The sequence below is a fragment of the Lactobacillus iners genome, assembly GCF_011058775.1.
Taxonomy (GTDB): domain Bacteria; phylum Bacillota; class Bacilli; order Lactobacillales; family Lactobacillaceae; genus Lactobacillus; species Lactobacillus iners.
The window spans coordinates 405,372-423,260 of record NZ_CP049230.1; the positions used below are offsets into that span (position 1 = coordinate 405,372).

Sequence of the window (17,889 nt, forward strand, 5' to 3'; positions counted from 1 at the left end):
AGTTGTAGGACTTGTAGCTTTTTTTAGGTAAAGGATAAGATAATGAGCAACATTATAAGGTTAGAACATGTTAGAAAAGAGTATGATGATGGATTTGTGGCATTGGATGATGTAAATCTTTCCATTGAATCGGGCAAATTTTATTCTTTAGTTGGTCCTTCAGGTTCGGGTAAAACTACCATCTTACGAATCATTGCTGGCTTTAGTGAAGTTAGTGCGGGTAAAGTATTCTTTGATAATCAGGATATTACTCACTTAGATGCAGCAAAAAGGCAAATTAATACAGTTTTTCAGAATTATGCCTTATTTCCGCATATGAATGTTTTTGAAAATGTCGCCTTTGGTTTGAAGATCAAAAAGAAAGAAAAATCAGAAATTATTAGATCAGTCAAAGCTGCTTTGCATATGGTTCAGCTTGATGATTTTGTTAATCGAGAAATTTCTGAGCTATCAGGTGGGCAGCAACAACGTGTGGCTATTGCTAGAGCTTTGGTTAATAAGCCGCAAGTTTTATTGCTGGATGAATCATTATCTGCCTTAGATAAACGTTTGCGAAAAGATATGCAATTTGAATTGCGTGAAATTCAAAAGAAGTTAGGTATTACTTTTATTTTTGTTACACATGATCAAGAAGAAGCTTTGGCAATGAGTGATGAAATATTTGTATTAAATCAAGGTACAATTCAACAAAGTGGTACACCTGTTGATATATATGATGAGCCAGTTAATGATTTTGTAGCTAGATTCATCGGTGATTCTAATATTCTTAATGGAAGAATGATTGAAGATTATTTAGTTGAATTCAATAATCGTCGTTTTGAATGTGCTGATGCGGGAATTAAGCCAGGTGAAAAAGTTGAAGTTGTATTGCGTCCAGAAGATTTAGATATAGTTGAAGTAGCTGATGGTAAATTGTCAGCAACTGTAGAAAGTCAATTATTTTTAGGCGATCATTTTGAAATTAAGGCAACAGATACTGATAATAATGAGTGGTTAATCCATTCAACTAACGCTTCCAAAATCGGCAAAGAAATTGGCCTATATTTTGACCCTGAAGATATTCATGTTATGAGATTTGGCGAATCTGAAGCTGAATTTGATAAACGATTGGAATCATATGAAGGAGAGGATGATGATGAAGAAAAATAAACTCTTATTTTTGATTCCATATTCGTTGTGGATTATTTTATTTGTAATTGCTCCATTAGTGATGATTACTTTGAATGCTTTTAGTAGTAAGTATGGGTTAACTATTAATAATTTTAAACAATTTTTTATTAATGGTACTTTTTTGCGAATGACGCTAAATTCCTTTTGGTATGCCTTTTTAATTACATTTATTACTTTGCTTTTATCATATCCTACTGCATATATTTTGAGTAGAATGAAAAATCAGCAATTTTGGCTATTGTTGATTATTTTGCCAACATGGATCAATTTATTACTGAAAGCATATGCTTTTATTGGCATCTTTGGCAAACATGGTCTATTAAATAATTTTTTAGGTTTAGTAGGAATCAGTCCTGTTAATATTTTATTTACTAATTTTGCTTTTGTAGTAGTAGCAGCGTATATTGAAATTCCTTTTATGGTTTTACCTATTTATAATGCTATTTGTGATATTGATCCTGCGGTCGTTAAGGCTGCCAAAGATTTGGGAGCAAGTAATTTTCAAACTTTCATTCGCATTTTATGGCCACTATCAAAGTCAGGAGTTGAAGCAGGTGTGCAAGCTGTTTTTATTCCTTCATTATCATTGTTCATGTTAACTAGATTAATAGGAGGTAATCGAGTTATTACTTTAGGTACCGCAATTGAAGAATATTTCATGTCTACTATGAATTGGCCAATGGGGTCAACAATTGGTGTGATTTTAATTATTTTAATGATTGCAGTAATGATTTCAACGTCATCTGATAGCAAAAAGAAAAAGGAGGTAAAATTATGAAAAAATTCAAGTGGGATAAGTTTTACCTAACTTTTATTTTGCTGACTTTGTATATTCCAATTTTTTATTTGATTATCTATTCATTTTCTAGTGGAAATAATATGGATAATTTTAAAAATTTTACCTTTGATCATTATTGGGATTTGATTAATGATAATCGCTTGTTGGCAATTTTTATAGAAACAATTATATTGGCCTTGCTGTCATCATTGTTTGCAACTATTGTTGGAACTTTAGGGGCTATTGCCATTAATAATATTAAAAATAGAAATCGAAAAAAATTATTGCTTACTTTAAATAATGTGTTAATGGTTTCACCGGATGTTATCATAGGTGCGAGTTTTTTGATTTTATTTACGGCTATGGGCATTAGTTTAGGCATGGGATCCGTTTTATTGAGTCATATTGCTTTTTCGATACCAATAGTTGTATTAATGGTTTTGCCACGGCTTAAAGAATTTGATAAATCATTAGTCGATGCTGCTAGTGATTTAGGAGCTAATTCTTGGCAGATATTTAGTAAAATTTTACTACCAGCTATTACTCCTGGTATTTTATCAGGTTTTTTCATGGCTTTAACTTATTCTTTAGATGATTTTGCTGTCACATTTTTTGTTACTGGTAATGGCTTTTCAACATTATCGGTGGAAATATATTCTCGGGCAAGACAAGGAATTAATCTGGAAATTAATGCATTAAGTACAGTAATGTTCATATTTGTTTTGATTTTAGTGTTTATTTATTATTTAATTACTTGTAAAAAAGGACATACTAAAGGAAGGGCTGGTAATTTATGAAGAAATTAGTGTTAGCGGCGATTACCATCATTTTGGTATGTTTAGGGTTACAAATTTTAGCTGATAAATTAAATAATTCAGGTGTATCTTCAGGCAGTAAAGATTTAATTATATATAATTGGGGTGATTATATTGATCCTAAATTATTGAAAAAATTTGAAAAGCAGACTGGATACCATGTAATTTATGAAACATTTGATTCTAATGAATCGATGTATACCAAGATTAAACAAGGTGGTACTGCGTATGATATTTGTATTCCGTCAGATTATATGGTTTCCAAGATGAAAGAATCACACTTGCTAAAAAAGATCAATTTGCGTAAAATTTCCAATATTAAAAATATTGATCCTCAATTTATGAACCAATCATTTGATTATGGTAATAATTATTCTATCCCTTATTTTTGGGGAACATTAGGAATTATTTATAACGATAAATTTGTTAAAAAAGGTGAGATTAAACATTGGAACGATTTGTGGAAAAGCAAATTTAAGCATCAGATTTTATTAGTAGATTCTGCTCGTGATATTATGGGCTTATCATTAATTTCTATGAAAAATTCTGTTAATAGTCAAGATTCGTTAAAATTAAAATTAGCTAAAACAAAATTGGATGCTTTAGGTGCAAATGTAAAAGCCATTATTGCCGATGAATTAAAAATGTATATGATAAGAAATGAAGCTTCAATTGGAGTAACATGGTCAGGAGAAGCAAGAACTATGTTAAATGAAAATCCACATTTGCATTATGTAGTTCCTTCCGAAGGATCTAATTTATGGTTAGATAATATTGTTATTCCGAAGACTGCTAAAAATCAGGCGGGTGCATATGCCTTTATTAATTTTATGCTTGATCCTAAAAATGCTGCTCAAAATGCTAAATACATAGGGTATGCAACACCTAACATGTTAGCTAAGAAATTATTACCAGATTCAATTAAAAAAGATCGTCAATTTTATCCTGCTACATCTACTATGAAGCATTTACAGGTCTTTAAAAATTTGCGATCAGAAAAGATACAAGAATATAATGACCTATTTTTAGAGTTTAAAATGTATGCACACTAGAAGGATAGGTTATTGATTATAAAAAAGGGGTGATAGGAATGGTTTGGGATATATATCATATCTTTACTTGGCAACATCTTATGAATTTGATTGATATTTTGATTGTATGGTTTTTAATTTATCGTTTAATTATGATTATAAAAGGTACAAAGGCCGTACAATTAGCTAAGGGTATCGCTTTAATTATTGTAATTAGATTAGTTGCTGGCTTTTTACATGTTGTGATATTGTCATATTTGGTAGATCAAATTTTATCATGGTCAGTGATTGGTATGATCATTATTTTTCAACCTGAAATACGTCGAGGGTTGGAACATTTAGGTAGATCACCATTACTAGGCGGTAATGTAGTCGCTAAAAAAAGTTCTGAAATTATGATAGAAGAATTGGATAAGGCTATTCAATATATGTCTAAAAGGCGTATAGGTGCATTGATTACTTTACAACAAAAAACTGGGTTAGAAGATTATATTGAAACAGGTATTCCTATCAATGCTACGATTACTGGAGCATTATTAATTAATATTTTTATTCCTAATACCCCTTTGCATGATGGAGCTGTAATTATTAAAGATAATAAAGTATCAGTTGCGGCAGCTTATTTACCATTGTCTGATAATAATACAATACCTAAAAATTTAGGTACTAGACATCGAGCTGCAGTAGGTATTTCAGAAGTTACAGATGCAATTACAATTGTAGTTTCGGAAGAAACAGGTGGTGTAACGATTACACGCAACAGTAATTTGATGCTAGATTTAACTAGAGAAGAATATTTGAAATATTTAAGAGCACAGTTAGTTCCTGAGACTGACGATCAACCTACTAATTTTCAGCGAATGATATCTAAAATATGGAATTGGGGGTCGAGTATAAGATGAATAAATTTTTCGATTCTAAATTATTTTATAAACTTCTGGCCCTTATAATCACTATTTTGTTAACTGTTTATGTTAGTTATAATCAAGTCGGCTTTATACCGCGTGGTCAACGAACTCGGACTTTGCAAACTGTTACCAAGACTGAGACACTTAAGCTGCCGTTGCAGATTTCTGTTAATACTGATAAATATTATGTAACTGGATATCCAGAAAAAGTAAAGGTCAATATTACAGGTCCTAGTGCTTTAGTTGTATCAGCCATTAATACTAAAAATTTTAGAGCTTTTATTGATTTAAGTGAATTAAAAATAGGCAAACATCAAGTTCCTATTAGAGTTAGCGGGCTTAGTAATCAATTAAGTTACAAAATTTCTCCTAAGAAAATAGTGGTTGATATTCAGGAAAGAAAAACTCGGACATTACCGATAAAAATAAGGTATAATAGTGATGTCTTATCCAAAGAGTATTTTGTTTATGCACCATATTGCAAACCAAGTATGGTTGAAGTTACGGGAGAAAAATCTGAAGTTAACCATATTAGTAAAATTATTGCTAATGTTGATATCAGGAAAAAAACAATACATTCTTTTGATAGTGAGGTTATGTTGGTAGCAGTAGATGCTTCAGGTAAACAGTTGAATGTTGTAATTCAGCCAGAAACTACGCATGTATATATACCAATAAGAAAGTCCAAAAAAAGGGTAAGACTAAATATTACTTCTCATAATGCTGCAAGTAATAGAATGTATTCGCTGACCAGTTCCATAAAGAAAGTTACGCTTTATGGTGCAGCATCAACGTTAAAAGATATAGTTCAATTAGATGTTGATGTTAATTTGGCAGGTATTGTTCATAATACTTCTAAAAAGGTAAGACTTAAGTTACCAAAGGGAGTAGTTAAAGCAGACCCTAGTGACATTTGGGTAAAAATTGAAATGGCTGACATTTCAGCGATTAAAAATTAATATAAGAAAGGTCGATTTGTAAGATGCTTAAGTACTTTGGTACCGATGGTGTTAGAGGTGTTGCTAATGCTGGATTGACTCCAGAAATGGCATTTAAATTAGGACGTGATGGAGGTTATATTTTAACCAAACATAAGAGTGCAGGTGAAAGAGCTAGAGTTTTAGTTTCTAGAGATACTAGAATTTCTGGACAAATGTTGGAGTATGCTTTAATTTCTGGTTTACTTTCTGTAGGGATTGAAGTTTTGGAGTTAGGTGTTATTACTACTCCAGGGCTATCTTATTTAGTTAGAGCTCAAGGAGCAGATGCTGGTGTCCAAATTTCTGCTTCTCATAATCCAGTTGAAGATAATGGTATTAAATTCTTTGGTAGTGACGGGTTGAAACTTTCTGATGAAAAAGAAGCTGAAATTGAAGCTTTAATTGACTCTAAAGAAGATACTTTGCCTAGACCATCCGCTCAAGGATTAGGTACTGTTACTAGTTATCATGAAGGATCATCTAAGTATTTGCAATTTATTGAAAATACCTTACCTGAACAATTAGATGGTATTAAAGTGGTAGTTGATGGTGCTAATGGTGCTTCTAGTGCGTTAATTTCACGTTTATTTGCGGATATGGGAGTTGATTTTACAACTATTGCAACTCATCCAGATGGCTTAAATATTAATGATCATGTTGGTGCAACACATACTGAATTATTACAACAAGAGGTAGTAAAACAGGGTGCACAATTAGGCTTGGCATTTGATGGGGATGCTGATAGATGTATTGCTGTAGATGAAAAAGGTAATGAAGTTGATGGCGATCATATCATGTATGTTATAGGTTGCTATTTAGCAGATCATGGACGCTTGAAAAATGATACTATTGTTACTACAGTAATGAGTAATTTAGGATTTACTAAGGCATTAGAACGTCGTGGAATTAAAAATATCAGAACCCAGGTTGGAGATCGCTATGTTTCTGAAGAGATGCGTGCTAACGGCTATAATTTGGGTGGTGAGCAGTCTGGTCATGTAATTATCAGTGATTATCATAATACTGGTGATGGTATGCTCACAGGATTACATCTCTTATATGTTATGAAAGATACTGGTAAATCATTATCCGAATTGCTTAGTGATTTTAAATCATATCCACAAAAGTTAGTTAATGTACCAGTTCGTAATAAGCAAGATTGGAAAAAGAGTACCAAAATATCTGCAGCTATCGCTGAAGTTGAAAAGACTTTAGGCGATGATGGACGTATTTTTGTTAGACCTTCAGGTACACAAGAATTAATTCGTGTAATGACTGAAGCACCTACGCAAGAATTGGCTGATAAGTGTTGTCAGGATGTAGTTGATGTAGTTAAAGCTGAAATGGGTATATAAATATTAAAAGGGTTTGCGATGATAAGAACCCTTTTTTGGTTTCACTATTATAACTATACCAATTGTAGTCTGCTTTTTTAATTTTTGGCTTGACTACTAACCTTAAATCGGCTAATATAACATTTGCTAAGAGTTCTTAGAAAACAATATAGTCTATACCAATTTTTGGCATAGATAGAGGAGATAAATTATGTGCGGTATAGTTGGTATAATTGGTAAGTCAGCACGTGACGTTGTTTTAAATGGTTTAAAGAAGCTAGAATATAGGGGTTATGATTCTGCTGGTATTTATTTAAACGATTTAAATGGTCATGAATATTTAACTAAAGCTGTAGGTCGTATCAAGAACTTAGAAGATAAGCTAAGTGATAATGAACAAGGATTAGTAGGTATTGGACATACAAGATGGGCTACTCATGGCAAACCTTCTATTGCCAATTCTCATCCGCATTATTCATCTGATAAGCGTTTTTATTTGGTTCATAATGGTGTTATTGAAAATTATGCTGAATTAAAGGAAAAATACTTGTCTGATGTCAGTTTTAATTCGGATACAGATACTGAAGTCGTAGTTCAATTAATTGCTAAAATTGCTAAAGAAAAATGTTTATCAGGTTTTTTAGCCTTTAAAGAAGCATTGAAATTAATAAATGGTTCTTATGCCTTCTTATTAGTTGATAATAAAGAACCGGATCATATTTTTATAGCTAAGAATAAGAGCCCGATGATGTTGGGTATTGGTGATGGCTTTAATATAATCGCTTCAGATGCAATTTCTGTTTTAGATCAGACCAAACTTTTTATTGATTTGCAAGATGGTGATGTCGCAGATGTTACTGCTAGTGCAATTAATATTGAAGATATTGCAGGCAATCATATTGAACGTAAGCCTTATCTAGTAAATATTGATCCAAATTCAGCGTCTAAAGGGACGTATGAATTTTATATGCTTAAAGAAATTGATGAACAGCCTTCAGTTATGCGTCGTTTATCGAAAGAGTACTTTAATGATGATGCAGATGTTAAGGTTGATGCAAATATCGTCCAATCAGTAGCACAAAGTGACAGAATCTATATTTTAGCTGCTGGTACTAGTTATCACGCTGGTTTAGTAGGTAAGAATATTATTGAAAAGTATACTGATATACCAGTAGAAGTTGGTATTGCATCGGAGTTTGGATATCATTTTCCTAAATTATCTAAGAAACCATTCTTTATTTTTCTATCACAATCAGGTGAAACAGCTGATTCACGTGTAGTATTAAAACAGGTTAACCAATTAGGGTTACCTAGCTTAACTATTACTAATGTAGCAGGTTCAACTTTATCTAGAGAAGCTACCTATACGATGCTATTAAAAGCTGGCCCTGAAATAGCTGTTGCATCAACTAAAGCATATACTGCTCAAGTTGCGGTACAAGCTATTTTAGCTAAAGCTGTTGGTGAGTATTTGAAAATAGCAGCGGCTATTGATTTTGATTTAAAACGACAATTGGCTTTAGTTGCTGAAGGCATGCAAGAGATAGTTGATGGCAAAGAGAAAATTAATAGTTTGGCTAAAAAATATCTTGCTACTACCAGAAATGCTTTTTATATTGGTCGTGGTGTAGATTATGCAGTAGCTTTAGAAGGTGCTTTAAAACTAAAGGAAGTTTCATATATTCAAACAGAAGGTTTTGCTGCTGCTGAATTAAAACATGGAACGATTGCTTTAATTGAAAAAGGAGTACCAGTTGTTACCTTAATCAATGATCCTGCAACTGCTGATTTGACACGTGGTAATATTCAAGAGGTTGAATCTCGTGGTGCAAATGTTATCACGATTGTTGCTAAGAAATTTGCTAAAGCTACTGATGATATTATATTACCTGATGTAGATTACTATTTATCACCATTGGTTACTGTTGTACCAGCTCAATTATTAGCTTACTATGCATCCAAAAATAAAGGGTTAGATGTAGATAAGCCAAGAAATTTAGCTAAAAGTGTTACTGTAGAGTAAGCATTGAATACAATAATGAAATAGGCTAAGCTAATTTGTTTAGCCTATTTTATTATTGCTTAAAATACTGTATATTTTATATATAGTAGACTAATGGAGAATATTTATGTTACAAGAAAATTCGAAGAAAAATCAATTTTTTATTAGATTATTACAATGTTTTATTTTAATTCAGCCTTTATTGGATACATATTTCTTTTATGCCAATTCTAAATTAAAAAAATTATTTGTTTTTTCTATACCAACGCTCTTAAGATTTGGGTTGATAGCTTTAATTGTCTTTCTTTTTTGGAAATTCAGTATCAGCGAATCACGGAGTCGATATTTTAAATATATTTGTGTGTATGCATTGATCTTAGTATTTTATTCGGTGGGGCATCTTTGGTATTTTTCAACTTTTCCAGCGATTAGTAAGGTAATGATAATCAAAGAAGCTTTTTATATTGTCCGGATGCTGTTACCGGTGATTATGATATATATTATCTATCATACTGAATTTTCAATTCAGCAGTTTATGGTCGTAATTCAAGGACTAGTTGCGTTAATTTCAGGTTCTATTGTTATTAGTAATCTGATTTGTAAGTCAATGTGCTCATATGACAATCACAAGCTAATTGTGGCTAATATATTTTCGTGGTTCAGTCGTAGTGATTTTACTTTTAGAGAAATTGCTTCAAAAGGCTGGTTTTACTTTGCTAATACTATTTCAGCAATTTTAGTATTATTAGTGCCACTTATAATTTATCTGCTCTTAACTAGATTTAATTTCATTAACAGCATACTTTATATAGTTACAGGTATGGCAATGATTATGCTGGGTACACGAGTTGGTACTCTGGGTTTTGTCGCTATAAATATCCTTTCTATTTTAGTATATTTAGTGCATATATTTATTTTACGCAATGCCAAATTTAGTATTAAACCATTAATATTGATTGCCATTTTTGTTGGTGCATATTGTGCAACTATACCATATAGTCCGATGTCTCGCAGAAATCAGTCTACTGAAACAGTAGCTAAAAAATCTACTAAACATCATACTAAGCGGTTAATAAAAAAGTTAGATAAGGCATTATCGCAAAAAGAGACTAAAGCCGAAAAGAAAGAATATATTATTGCCTTTGTAAAAAAATATCATAATCGCTTTAATATCCCTAAAAAATATATCAAGTATAGTATTCCAGTAGAAAATAATTATCAATTTTGGAATAAAGTTTATCATTGGCCGTCTATTAAACGAATGGATAATCGTTTGCTTGAAGAAACTATGGTCAAAGAATATATGAGTCAAAAGTCAGTCGGTCTTGTTAAAATATTTGGTATTTCATATTTGGCAATGACGCAATTATTCCATTTAGAACGGGATTTTGTATCCCAAAAAGATTCGATGGGCTTTATTGGTATGATTTTACTGGTAGGCATTTATCCTATTATGATAGTATATTCAATCTATAAATGGCTAAGATATAGTCAATTACGTACGATGTTAAATAGCTTTTTGATTATGTCTAATGGTCTACTTATTTTAGTAGCATATAATTCTGGAAATGTTATGGATTTCTTGACTGCTTCACTTATTGCCAGCTTTACTTTTGGCTTTATGTTGTTACAGCAGAAAAAAGTTAAGTAGTGGAGGTTATTTCAGTTGGTAAAAAAGATTATACAAGTCAAGAGTCTTAAGATATATTTAGTGATTGCTATTTTAGCCGCTATTGGCTCTATACTTAGAAGCTGTCTAGCTAAAGAAATAAATGGGGTTTTACTAGTTAATATTTTAGGATGCATTGCTTTAGGCTTTATTAATCTTTTTTTGAAAGATTATAATTATAGCAATTTATCATTAGCTAAGGGGTTAACGGTAGGTTTTATTGGCTCATTTACTACATTTTCGTCCTATAATTTAGAAATTTTTAAATTAATTAATCATAAGCAATATCTTGCAGGTCTGACTTATTTTGTATTATTTGCAGCTTTGGGGCTATTTTTTACATGGATAGGGATGCTTTTAGAAAAACTAGTAGTAAAGGTAGGTAAAAATCGTTAATGGCATGGTTGATGGTTTTGATCGGTGGTATATGCGGGGCATTAGTTCGCTATAAAATTAATATTTATACTAGTAATTTTTATTTAGGAACTTTTCCACTAGCCACTTTATGTGTTAATTTAGCTGGTTCATTTCTGATGGGGATTTTATTTGCTAAAGTTTGTGCAGGTTATAGTTATGCTTTATTAGGTACAGGCTTTTTGGGTGGGTTGACGACCTTTTCAACAATGAATTTTGAATTGTTAGATGCATTACGTAATAAGCAATATCTAATATTTATCTCTTATTTTGTGCTTACATACCTCGGCGGTTTTACTTTATTGCTTATAGGATATATATTAGCTAAATAAAATGTGCATATAAAAAGCATTTGTAATAATTATTACAAATGCTTTTTTATCTTATTTACTGATTTTAGCTAAGTTTTGGTAGTTAGTTAACATCCAATCAAAATATGTAGTGTCATTAGGTATAGTTTCTCTTACTTTTAAGATTGGAATTTTATTTGCTTTAGCTTTTTTAATAAATGAATTGATAGTTGCACTATTAACTTGAGTATTGTTTACAAAGAAAGCAATTTTTTTAGTGGCAATCATCTTATTCATATGTTTAATGATTTTTGGACTTGGATCTGTTTCTTTTTCAACAGCTTCTTCAAATTCTGGATTGCCTATCTTGTATCCGGCTGCTATTAAAGCATAGTCAAATACTGGCTCACTTACTAATACTGGTTTTTTAACTGCTTTAATATTGTTAGCAATTTTTTGGATTTTAGCAATTTTTTTCAGATATTTTTGAGCATTATTTTTGTAATAAGCACTATGTTTTTTATCCAGTGTGGATAAACGTTTAACCAGATATTTAACATATGCTTGTGGCATTTTAAGATTGTACCAAATATGTGGGTTAGCATCTGTTTTGAGGTGCATTAGATCTTCACCAACTCTAGTTATCTTTTTGCCATTAGCTTTGGCTAATTTTTTCATCCAGCCATCGTAATCCATTCCATTTGCGATAATTATATCGGCATGTTTTAAATCTTTAGCATCAGATGTTTTAGGTTCAAAATCATGAGGATCAACTGAACTGCTTTTGATAATCGCAGATGATATACCATACTTACCTACAATGTTTTTGGCAATATCAGCATAGACATTTGTTGATGAAACTATTGATATTTTTGAATTGCTTTTATTTTCCTTAGTACAAGCGGTACATAATAAAATAATCATTCCTAAAAAAATACCGATTGTGCCTAATTTTTTAAAATTCACTTTAAAGCCTTCTTTCTAAAAACATATATTTAAGGATATAACTATACTTACTTTTAGTCAATAAAAAATAATGCAAATTTGTAGATTATTTACTGATTGTATCAACATTGTAAAAAAATGCTCTTATCAAAAAGAAGTATGATAAGGTGTATGCTGAAAGGGTTAGAAGGTTTTTCGTTAGACAGAGGTTTTATTGAAGCTGCACATAAAATAAGCGATAATGAAAAGCAGAAATATGATAAAGTGATAGTGCTAAGGGGCAAAGAGCAATGATATTAGACATAAAAAAATTACAAAAGGAAATTATACAAAATAAAAAAGAACACGGTTTTAACACTACAGATATTAAATTTGAATTGTTATTACTTTATGGTGAAGTAAATGAATTGTTTCAAGCTTGGCTTAAAGACGATGATCAAAACATAGGAGAAGAGTTAGCTGATGTAGCAATATTTTTATTGGGAATTGCTGAAATATTAGATAAAGATTTAGGTGTAGAAATTATAGAAAAAATGAAAGTAAATAAAAATAGAATTTATAGAAACGGCAAGAAAGTAAACGGATAATTATTCACTTAATATGTTTCAGTAGGATAATTTAAAAATATAGTGATTACGTTTGCTTATGTTGGTCTTAAAACAATTAAGTGTGTGCTATTGAAGACCTAATTTTAATTTTTACGCTATGAAAAATACAATAAAGCACATAAAAGAGTTGTTTTATTAAAGCAAATGTCACAGCAGGGTCTACTTTGATGTTACAATATAAAAACCGTGATATCATTGAAAAGGAGATACCTTAGAAGTAGTTAGTCTTGATAGACTTAGTAGAGACTATAATGATTTAAAAGAATTTGTTCAATTACTAAAAAAATCGAAGGTTAAATTAATAGTTGATGATCTGTCACAAGCACATACTAATAATGAATTGGTGGATCAATTTATGTTAGACATGATGATTCAACTTATGGGGTTTGTCGCACAAAATGAAAGAGATAAAATAAGAGAACGACAGATGCAAGGAATAAAACTCGCTAAAGCAAATAAATATGTTTAAGAGCAATAATTACTCTATAGGTGCTATTTCACGCAAAGTAGGGATTAGTAGGCAGCAAATATATCGTGTTAAAAAACGTGAAGAATTAGCTAAAACACAAGAGGAGACAAAAAATGAAATTTACAAAGCTTGACGGATTAAAAGTTCAAATGTCTAAATATCGTCCATTGGACCAAGATCAATTAAGGGCTTTAGAGAAAGAAATTCGAGTTGAACATGTATGGTCTTCAAATGCTATTGAAGGTAGTAAAATCAGCAAATTCGAAACAGAAGCAATTATTGAACGAGGAATGACGATTCATGGTGAGTCTATCGGTGATGTGTTATCTACAATAGATTTGAATGAGGCTTATGATTACATGCTGGATTTAGCAAGTAGAAAAAAACCTCTAACGCAAACTATTATTAGAGATTTAAATCGTTTATCCCTAGCAAAAACTCATCCAGAATGGGGAGGAGAATATCGAACTTTAGAAGTACATCCAGCTAAAATAGATTACAATCCTTATGCAGAACCTTTTGATATACGACCAGACATGGACGCACTAATAACATGGGCAAACAGTGCACAAAATAACTTGCATCCAGTTCAATACGCAGCAGATTTACATTATAAATTTGTTACTATTCACCCATTTAGAGATGGTAACGGTCGAACAGCTAGATTATTAATGAATTTAGCATTAACAGAAGCCGGATTCCCTGTAGTAAATATCATGCCTGATAAAGAATCAAGAAATGAGTACATGGATATTCTGTTAGATTCACAAATAAAAAAAGATCCTACAAAATTCGAAAATTTAGTAGGAAAATATACAGAAGAAACATTATTAAAGCACATCAGAATATTGCAACTTAATGAAGAAAATAAAAAAGATGCTGAACAAGATACCAATTTAAAATGATAAATAATGTACCGACCTCCCAATCGTTAGATTCTGGTCTAACTTTTTGGGGGTCACATCAAGATTGCTTATCATTTTTTTGAATAAATATTTGTATAAAGTTAATTGCTATTTGAAATTATCTTTACTATGAGGTATGATTTACAAGGTGAACTATATTAAAAAAAGAAAGAAGGATCCTTATGTCAGGACATTCAAAATGGCACAATATTCAAGGGCGTAAGAATGCACAAGACGCAAAAAAAGGTAAAATATTCCAAAAATTATCGCGTGAGCTTTTTATGGCTGCAAAGAGTGGTGGTCCTGACCCTTCAGGTAATCCTAGCTTGCGTTTAGTTATGGATAAAGCACGTGCGGCTAATATGCCTAAGTCAAATATTGAACGTGCTATTAAAAAAGCTGAAGGTAATTCAGATGAGCATTACGACGAAATTACTTATGAAGGTTATGCACCAGGTGGTGTGGCAGTTTTAGTAGAAGCATTAACTGATAATAAAAATAGAACTGCTTCAGCTGTGCGTGTTGCATTTACTCGTAATGGCGGTACAATGGGTGCAACTGGCTCTGTTGCATACATGTTTGATCGCAAGGGCTATATTGTTATTGATCGTTCAACTACAGATGCTGATGAAGATCAAGTTTTGATGGACGTTATGGATGCAGGCGGTGACGATTTGCAAGCTAGTGATGATGCATTTGAGATTTATACTGATCCTAAGGCCTTCACTGGTGTAAGGGATGCTTTAGAAAAAGCTGGCTATAAGCTTGCAGATGCTGAATTAACTATGGTTCCGCAGAATACTACAGCGGTTCCTGCAGAAAAGAAGGAACAATTTGAACGTTTGATCGATGCATTAGAAGATGATGATGATGTATCAAATGTTTATACTGCAGCAGCGGATGAAGATGAATAAGTAATATTACGTTTAATAAAAACCTTTCTGGATTGCGATGCAACCACGGAAAGGTTTTTTTGGTGTTTTAATTAAAATAAAATTTCTTTCTTCTTTGGAATTGTTTTAGCAATGACTCTACCTTTATGAATAGAATATAAAACTTCACTATGTTCATTTAAAACTTGGTAGAAATTCTTACCATTTAATACAATCAAGTTCGCCGGTTTACCAACTTCGATGCCATAACGATCGCTAATATTTAGGACACGTGCTGCATTGTACGTTGAAAACCGATAGCTATTCATTATTTCTTTGTATCCCATCATATGTCCAACATGCAATCCCATATGAATAACATCTAAACAATTCCCGTCACCTAGTGGATACCAAGGATCAAAAATATCATCATGTCCCATTGCAACATTGTTACCATTGGCTAGTAATTCTTTGACTCTTGTCATCCCTCGGCGTTTAGGATAGGTATCAATTCGCCCTTGTAAGTGTGTATTGACTAGCGGATTGGCAATAAAGTTAATATCTGCTAAACGTAGTAAGCGAAATAGTTTTTGGACATAGGCATTATTATAGCTGTGCATTGCGGTAGTGTGTGAGGCAGTTACTTTTTGCTTGAGACCACTTTCTAAGGCGAGGCATGCTAAAGTCTCTAAACTTCTTGATTGATCATCATCAATTTCATCACAGTGAACATCGACTAAAACATTATATTTTAAGGCAAGATCAATTATTTTATGCAATGATTGTACTGAATATTCACGAGTAAATTCGTAATGAGGAATTCCTCCGATAACGTCTGCTCCCATTTTTAAGCATTCTTCTAACAATGTTGCTCCATTTGGAAAAGATAGAATTCCTTCTTGAGGAAAAGCACAAATTTGTAATTCAATCGTTCCCTTTAATTCTTCACGAACTTCTAATAGTGCTCGCATAGCAGTAAGATTTGGATCAGTTGAATCTACATGAGAACGTACAAATTGGATGCCATTACTTGCTTGTTTCTTAATTGCTTGAATTGCTCGATATTTAACATCTTCTACTGTTAAATCTTTTTTGCGTAGAGCCCACGTTTCGATGCCTTCAAAAAGAGTACCAGATTCATTCCACTTTGGTTGCCCGGCAGTTAATGCAGAATCAAGATGAACATGCGGTTCGATAAAGGGTGGTAGCACCAACTTATAATTTAAATCAATTACTTTTTCATTCGGTAATGGTGTTAAATGATCTGCAATAGCAGTAAAAGTTTCTTTTTCAATTCGAATATCTTGTGATTTAGTAGCATTTTCAATATAAGCGTTTTTTAATAGCATGTCTGAATCTCCTATTTGTTTATTTTAATATATTGCAAAAGTAAATAACTAATAATAGCCGCAATTAGACTGTTAATAGGTGGAATACCAATTTTAATAACACAACCAACGAAAGCACCAATAAAAATTGGACATAGAGCTGAAAGATTATAGTTAATTGGACATTCTTCAGTCTTGTAATTTGAGCGATGCATAAAATAATCTACTACAATAATACTACCGATTGGCGGAATTAATGAGCTTAATAGTGATAGATATGTTGTGAAATGTTCAAATAAGAAGATGGAAAGTAAGGTACCGATTGTTCCAGCAATCATTGTCATTAGTTTCATGGAATTATTAGTGATATTTGCTAAAGAAATACCGGAAGCATATAAAGCATTATTATTTGTTGACCAAATGTTAAGGCCTAAAGATAAAATTGCTGGTATTGCTAAGCCTTGCATAATTAGTGTGTCAAAGATATCAGCTTTACCAAAGGCAGCAGCTCCAGTAGCTCCGAAGATAAACATAAAAATATTTCCTACGAAAAATGCTATTACTGTCGCACTGATTGCACCAATACTATTTTTGGAAAAACGAGTGAAGTTTGGCGTAGAAGTACCACCAGATATGAAATTACCAATAACTATACTCAAAGCCATCGCCATAGATAGTGGCTTGAGAGGATGATTGCTAAACATATTTTGCAAACTGCCACTTGTATGAAATGAAAGATATACTGAATAAAATCCGAGCACCGTTATAAGCGGAACTGCAATAATACCGAAGATAGAGAGAGCTTTAATTCCTTTTACGGACGTTAAAGTCATCAAAAATCCCATAATTAAAACTAGCAAATAAACATTCAAGTGGTAAAATGCGGCAACAGGGATAGCAAACATTGCTACGCCAACACCGAACCAACCTGTTTGAGTGATACCAATTACGAATGAAGCTAGGTGAGCACCTTTGCTGCCGAATGTCTGCCTTGCTAGCAAATCTAGATTCATGCCAGTGTGTTGTCCAATATATGCTAAACAGCCTGTATATATAGCTAAAAATAAATTACCTAAAATAACTGCAATAATGAATTGTGATAAATTTAACCCTAATCCTAAATGACCACCTGCTGTCATACTTGGTGAAAAATATGTAAAACCGACCATTATAACGAGCATTTGCCAAAAATTCTTACGATTGCCTTTAACTCGACTATGGGCATATTCTTGATCAATCTCATTTACGCGACTTTGATCGGGTTGACTAATTTTTCTGAAATAATTTTTCATTTCTAAACTCCTTATTAAATCGTTAATCCTTCTATTTCAGTCTAAATTGCTAACAGTATAGCAGAGAGCTTTTTTGATG

Annotated in this window: 19 protein-coding genes and 1 pseudogene; 17 read left to right on the forward strand and 3 right to left on the reverse strand. The window is 32.0% G+C overall.

Annotated features, from left to right (window positions below; translation table 11 throughout):
• Positions 1-42 precede the first annotated feature (42 nt).
• From G6Z82_RS02045 to G6Z82_RS02095, 11 genes are all read left to right on the forward strand, one after another.
• Positions 43-1,149 (forward strand): ABC transporter ATP-binding protein, encoded by a 1,107-nt coding sequence (locus G6Z82_RS02045; RefSeq protein WP_006730689.1) that lies wholly within the window; start codon positions 43-45, stop codon positions 1,147-1,149.
• Positions 1,136-1,948, forward strand: a complete 813-nt coding sequence (locus G6Z82_RS02050) for an ABC transporter permease (RefSeq protein WP_006730672.1) — start codon at positions 1,136-1,138, stop codon at positions 1,946-1,948. Before G6Z82_RS02045 ends, G6Z82_RS02050 begins: the two co-directional genes overlap by 14 nt.
• Positions 1,945-2,745, forward strand: coding sequence for an ABC transporter permease (locus G6Z82_RS02055; protein WP_006734926.1), 801 nt, complete (start codon positions 1,945-1,947; stop codon positions 2,743-2,745). The genes G6Z82_RS02050 and G6Z82_RS02055 overlap by 4 nt, the downstream gene beginning before the upstream one ends.
• Positions 2,742-3,815 carry an ABC transporter substrate-binding protein gene (locus tag G6Z82_RS02060; protein WP_164785746.1) on the forward strand — a complete coding sequence of 358 codons (1,074 nt, stop codon included), beginning with the start codon at positions 2,742-2,744 and terminating at the stop codon, positions 3,813-3,815. Before G6Z82_RS02055 ends, G6Z82_RS02060 begins: the two co-directional genes overlap by 4 nt.
• A gap of 38 nt (positions 3,816-3,853) precedes the next feature.
• A complete protein-coding gene (cdaA, locus tag G6Z82_RS02065) occupies positions 3,854-4,696 on the forward strand; it encodes a diadenylate cyclase CdaA (protein ID WP_006729026.1) in 843 nt (280 codons plus the stop codon).
• Complete coding sequence (locus G6Z82_RS02070) at positions 4,693-5,661, forward strand: CdaR family protein (RefSeq protein WP_006729027.1); 969 nt, start codon at positions 4,693-4,695, stop codon at positions 5,659-5,661. The genes cdaA and G6Z82_RS02070 overlap by 4 nt, the downstream gene beginning before the upstream one ends.
• A gap of 23 nt (positions 5,662-5,684) precedes the next feature.
• Positions 5,685-7,037, forward strand: coding sequence for a phosphoglucosamine mutase (gene glmM / locus G6Z82_RS02075; protein ID WP_006729028.1), 1,353 nt, complete (start codon positions 5,685-5,687; stop codon positions 7,035-7,037).
• Positions 7,038-7,227: 190 nt separating this feature from the next.
• A complete protein-coding gene (gene glmS / locus G6Z82_RS02080) occupies positions 7,228-9,039 on the forward strand; it encodes a glutamine--fructose-6-phosphate transaminase (isomerizing) (protein WP_006729029.1) in 1,812 nt (603 codons plus the stop codon).
• Between the two features lie 106 nt (positions 9,040-9,145).
• Positions 9,146-10,669, forward strand: a complete 1,524-nt coding sequence (locus tag G6Z82_RS02085) for an O-antigen ligase family protein (RefSeq protein ID WP_006736502.1) — start codon at positions 9,146-9,148, stop codon at positions 10,667-10,669.
• A gap of 15 nt (positions 10,670-10,684) precedes the next feature.
• Complete coding sequence (locus G6Z82_RS02090; RefSeq protein WP_006729031.1) at positions 10,685-11,083, forward strand: fluoride efflux transporter FluC; 399 nt, start codon at positions 10,685-10,687, stop codon at positions 11,081-11,083.
• Entirely contained in the window at positions 11,083-11,433 is a 351-nt protein-coding gene (locus G6Z82_RS02095) for a CrcB family protein (protein WP_006730691.1), read from the forward strand. Before G6Z82_RS02090 ends, G6Z82_RS02095 begins: the two co-directional genes overlap by 1 nt.
• Positions 11,434-11,484: 51 nt before the next feature.
• Here the strand turns inward: G6Z82_RS02095 and G6Z82_RS02100 are convergent, their stop codons facing one another.
• On the reverse strand, positions 11,485-12,357 hold the full coding sequence (locus G6Z82_RS02100; RefSeq protein ID WP_006731168.1) for a metal ABC transporter solute-binding protein, Zn/Mn family: 873 nt from the start codon (positions 12,355-12,357) through the stop codon (positions 11,485-11,487).
• A 150-nt stretch (positions 12,358-12,507) separates the two neighbouring features.
• Between G6Z82_RS02100 and G6Z82_RS06665 the strand changes: the two genes are divergently transcribed.
• The 6 genes and pseudogenes from G6Z82_RS06665 (at position 12,508) to G6Z82_RS02125 (ending at position 15,232) form a co-directional block, all read left to right on the forward strand.
• A complete protein-coding gene (locus G6Z82_RS06665; RefSeq protein ID WP_006730681.1) occupies positions 12,508-12,630 on the forward strand; it encodes a hypothetical protein in 123 nt (40 codons plus the stop codon).
• The gene (locus G6Z82_RS02105; RefSeq protein ID WP_164785747.1) at positions 12,627-12,923 is read left to right on the forward strand and encodes a MazG nucleotide pyrophosphohydrolase domain-containing protein; all 297 of its coding nucleotides are present in this window, start codon (positions 12,627-12,629) and stop codon (positions 12,921-12,923) included. Before G6Z82_RS06665 ends, G6Z82_RS02105 begins: the two co-directional genes overlap by 4 nt.
• Positions 12,924-13,203: 280 nt before the next feature.
• Positions 13,204-13,413 (forward strand): annotated as a pseudogene (locus G6Z82_RS02110) (recombinase family protein); the annotation flags it as partial.
• Positions 13,406-13,546, forward strand: a complete 141-nt coding sequence (locus G6Z82_RS02115) for a helix-turn-helix domain-containing protein (RefSeq protein ID WP_006731165.1) — start codon at positions 13,406-13,408, stop codon at positions 13,544-13,546. The pseudogene G6Z82_RS02110 and the gene G6Z82_RS02115, both read left to right, overlap by 8 nt.
• Positions 13,527-14,318, forward strand: a complete 792-nt coding sequence (locus G6Z82_RS02120) for a Fic family protein (protein WP_164785748.1) — start codon at positions 13,527-13,529, stop codon at positions 14,316-14,318. Before G6Z82_RS02115 ends, G6Z82_RS02120 begins: the two co-directional genes overlap by 20 nt.
• Positions 14,319-14,500: 182 nt before the next feature.
• Entirely contained in the window at positions 14,501-15,232 is a 732-nt protein-coding gene (locus G6Z82_RS02125; RefSeq protein ID WP_006729034.1) for a YebC/PmpR family DNA-binding transcriptional regulator, read from the forward strand.
• Positions 15,233-15,303: 71 nt separating this feature from the next.
• On the opposite strand, the gene codA is transcribed toward G6Z82_RS02125, so the two are convergent.
• On the reverse strand, positions 15,304-16,539 hold the full coding sequence (gene codA / locus G6Z82_RS02130) for a cytosine deaminase (RefSeq protein ID WP_164785749.1): 1,236 nt from the start codon (positions 16,537-16,539) through the stop codon (positions 15,304-15,306).
• Between the two features lie 11 nt (positions 16,540-16,550).
• Positions 16,551-17,810, reverse strand: a complete 1,260-nt coding sequence (gene codB / locus G6Z82_RS02135) for a cytosine permease (RefSeq protein WP_006730679.1) — start codon at positions 17,808-17,810, stop codon at positions 16,551-16,553.
• Positions 17,811-17,889 lie beyond the last annotated feature (79 nt).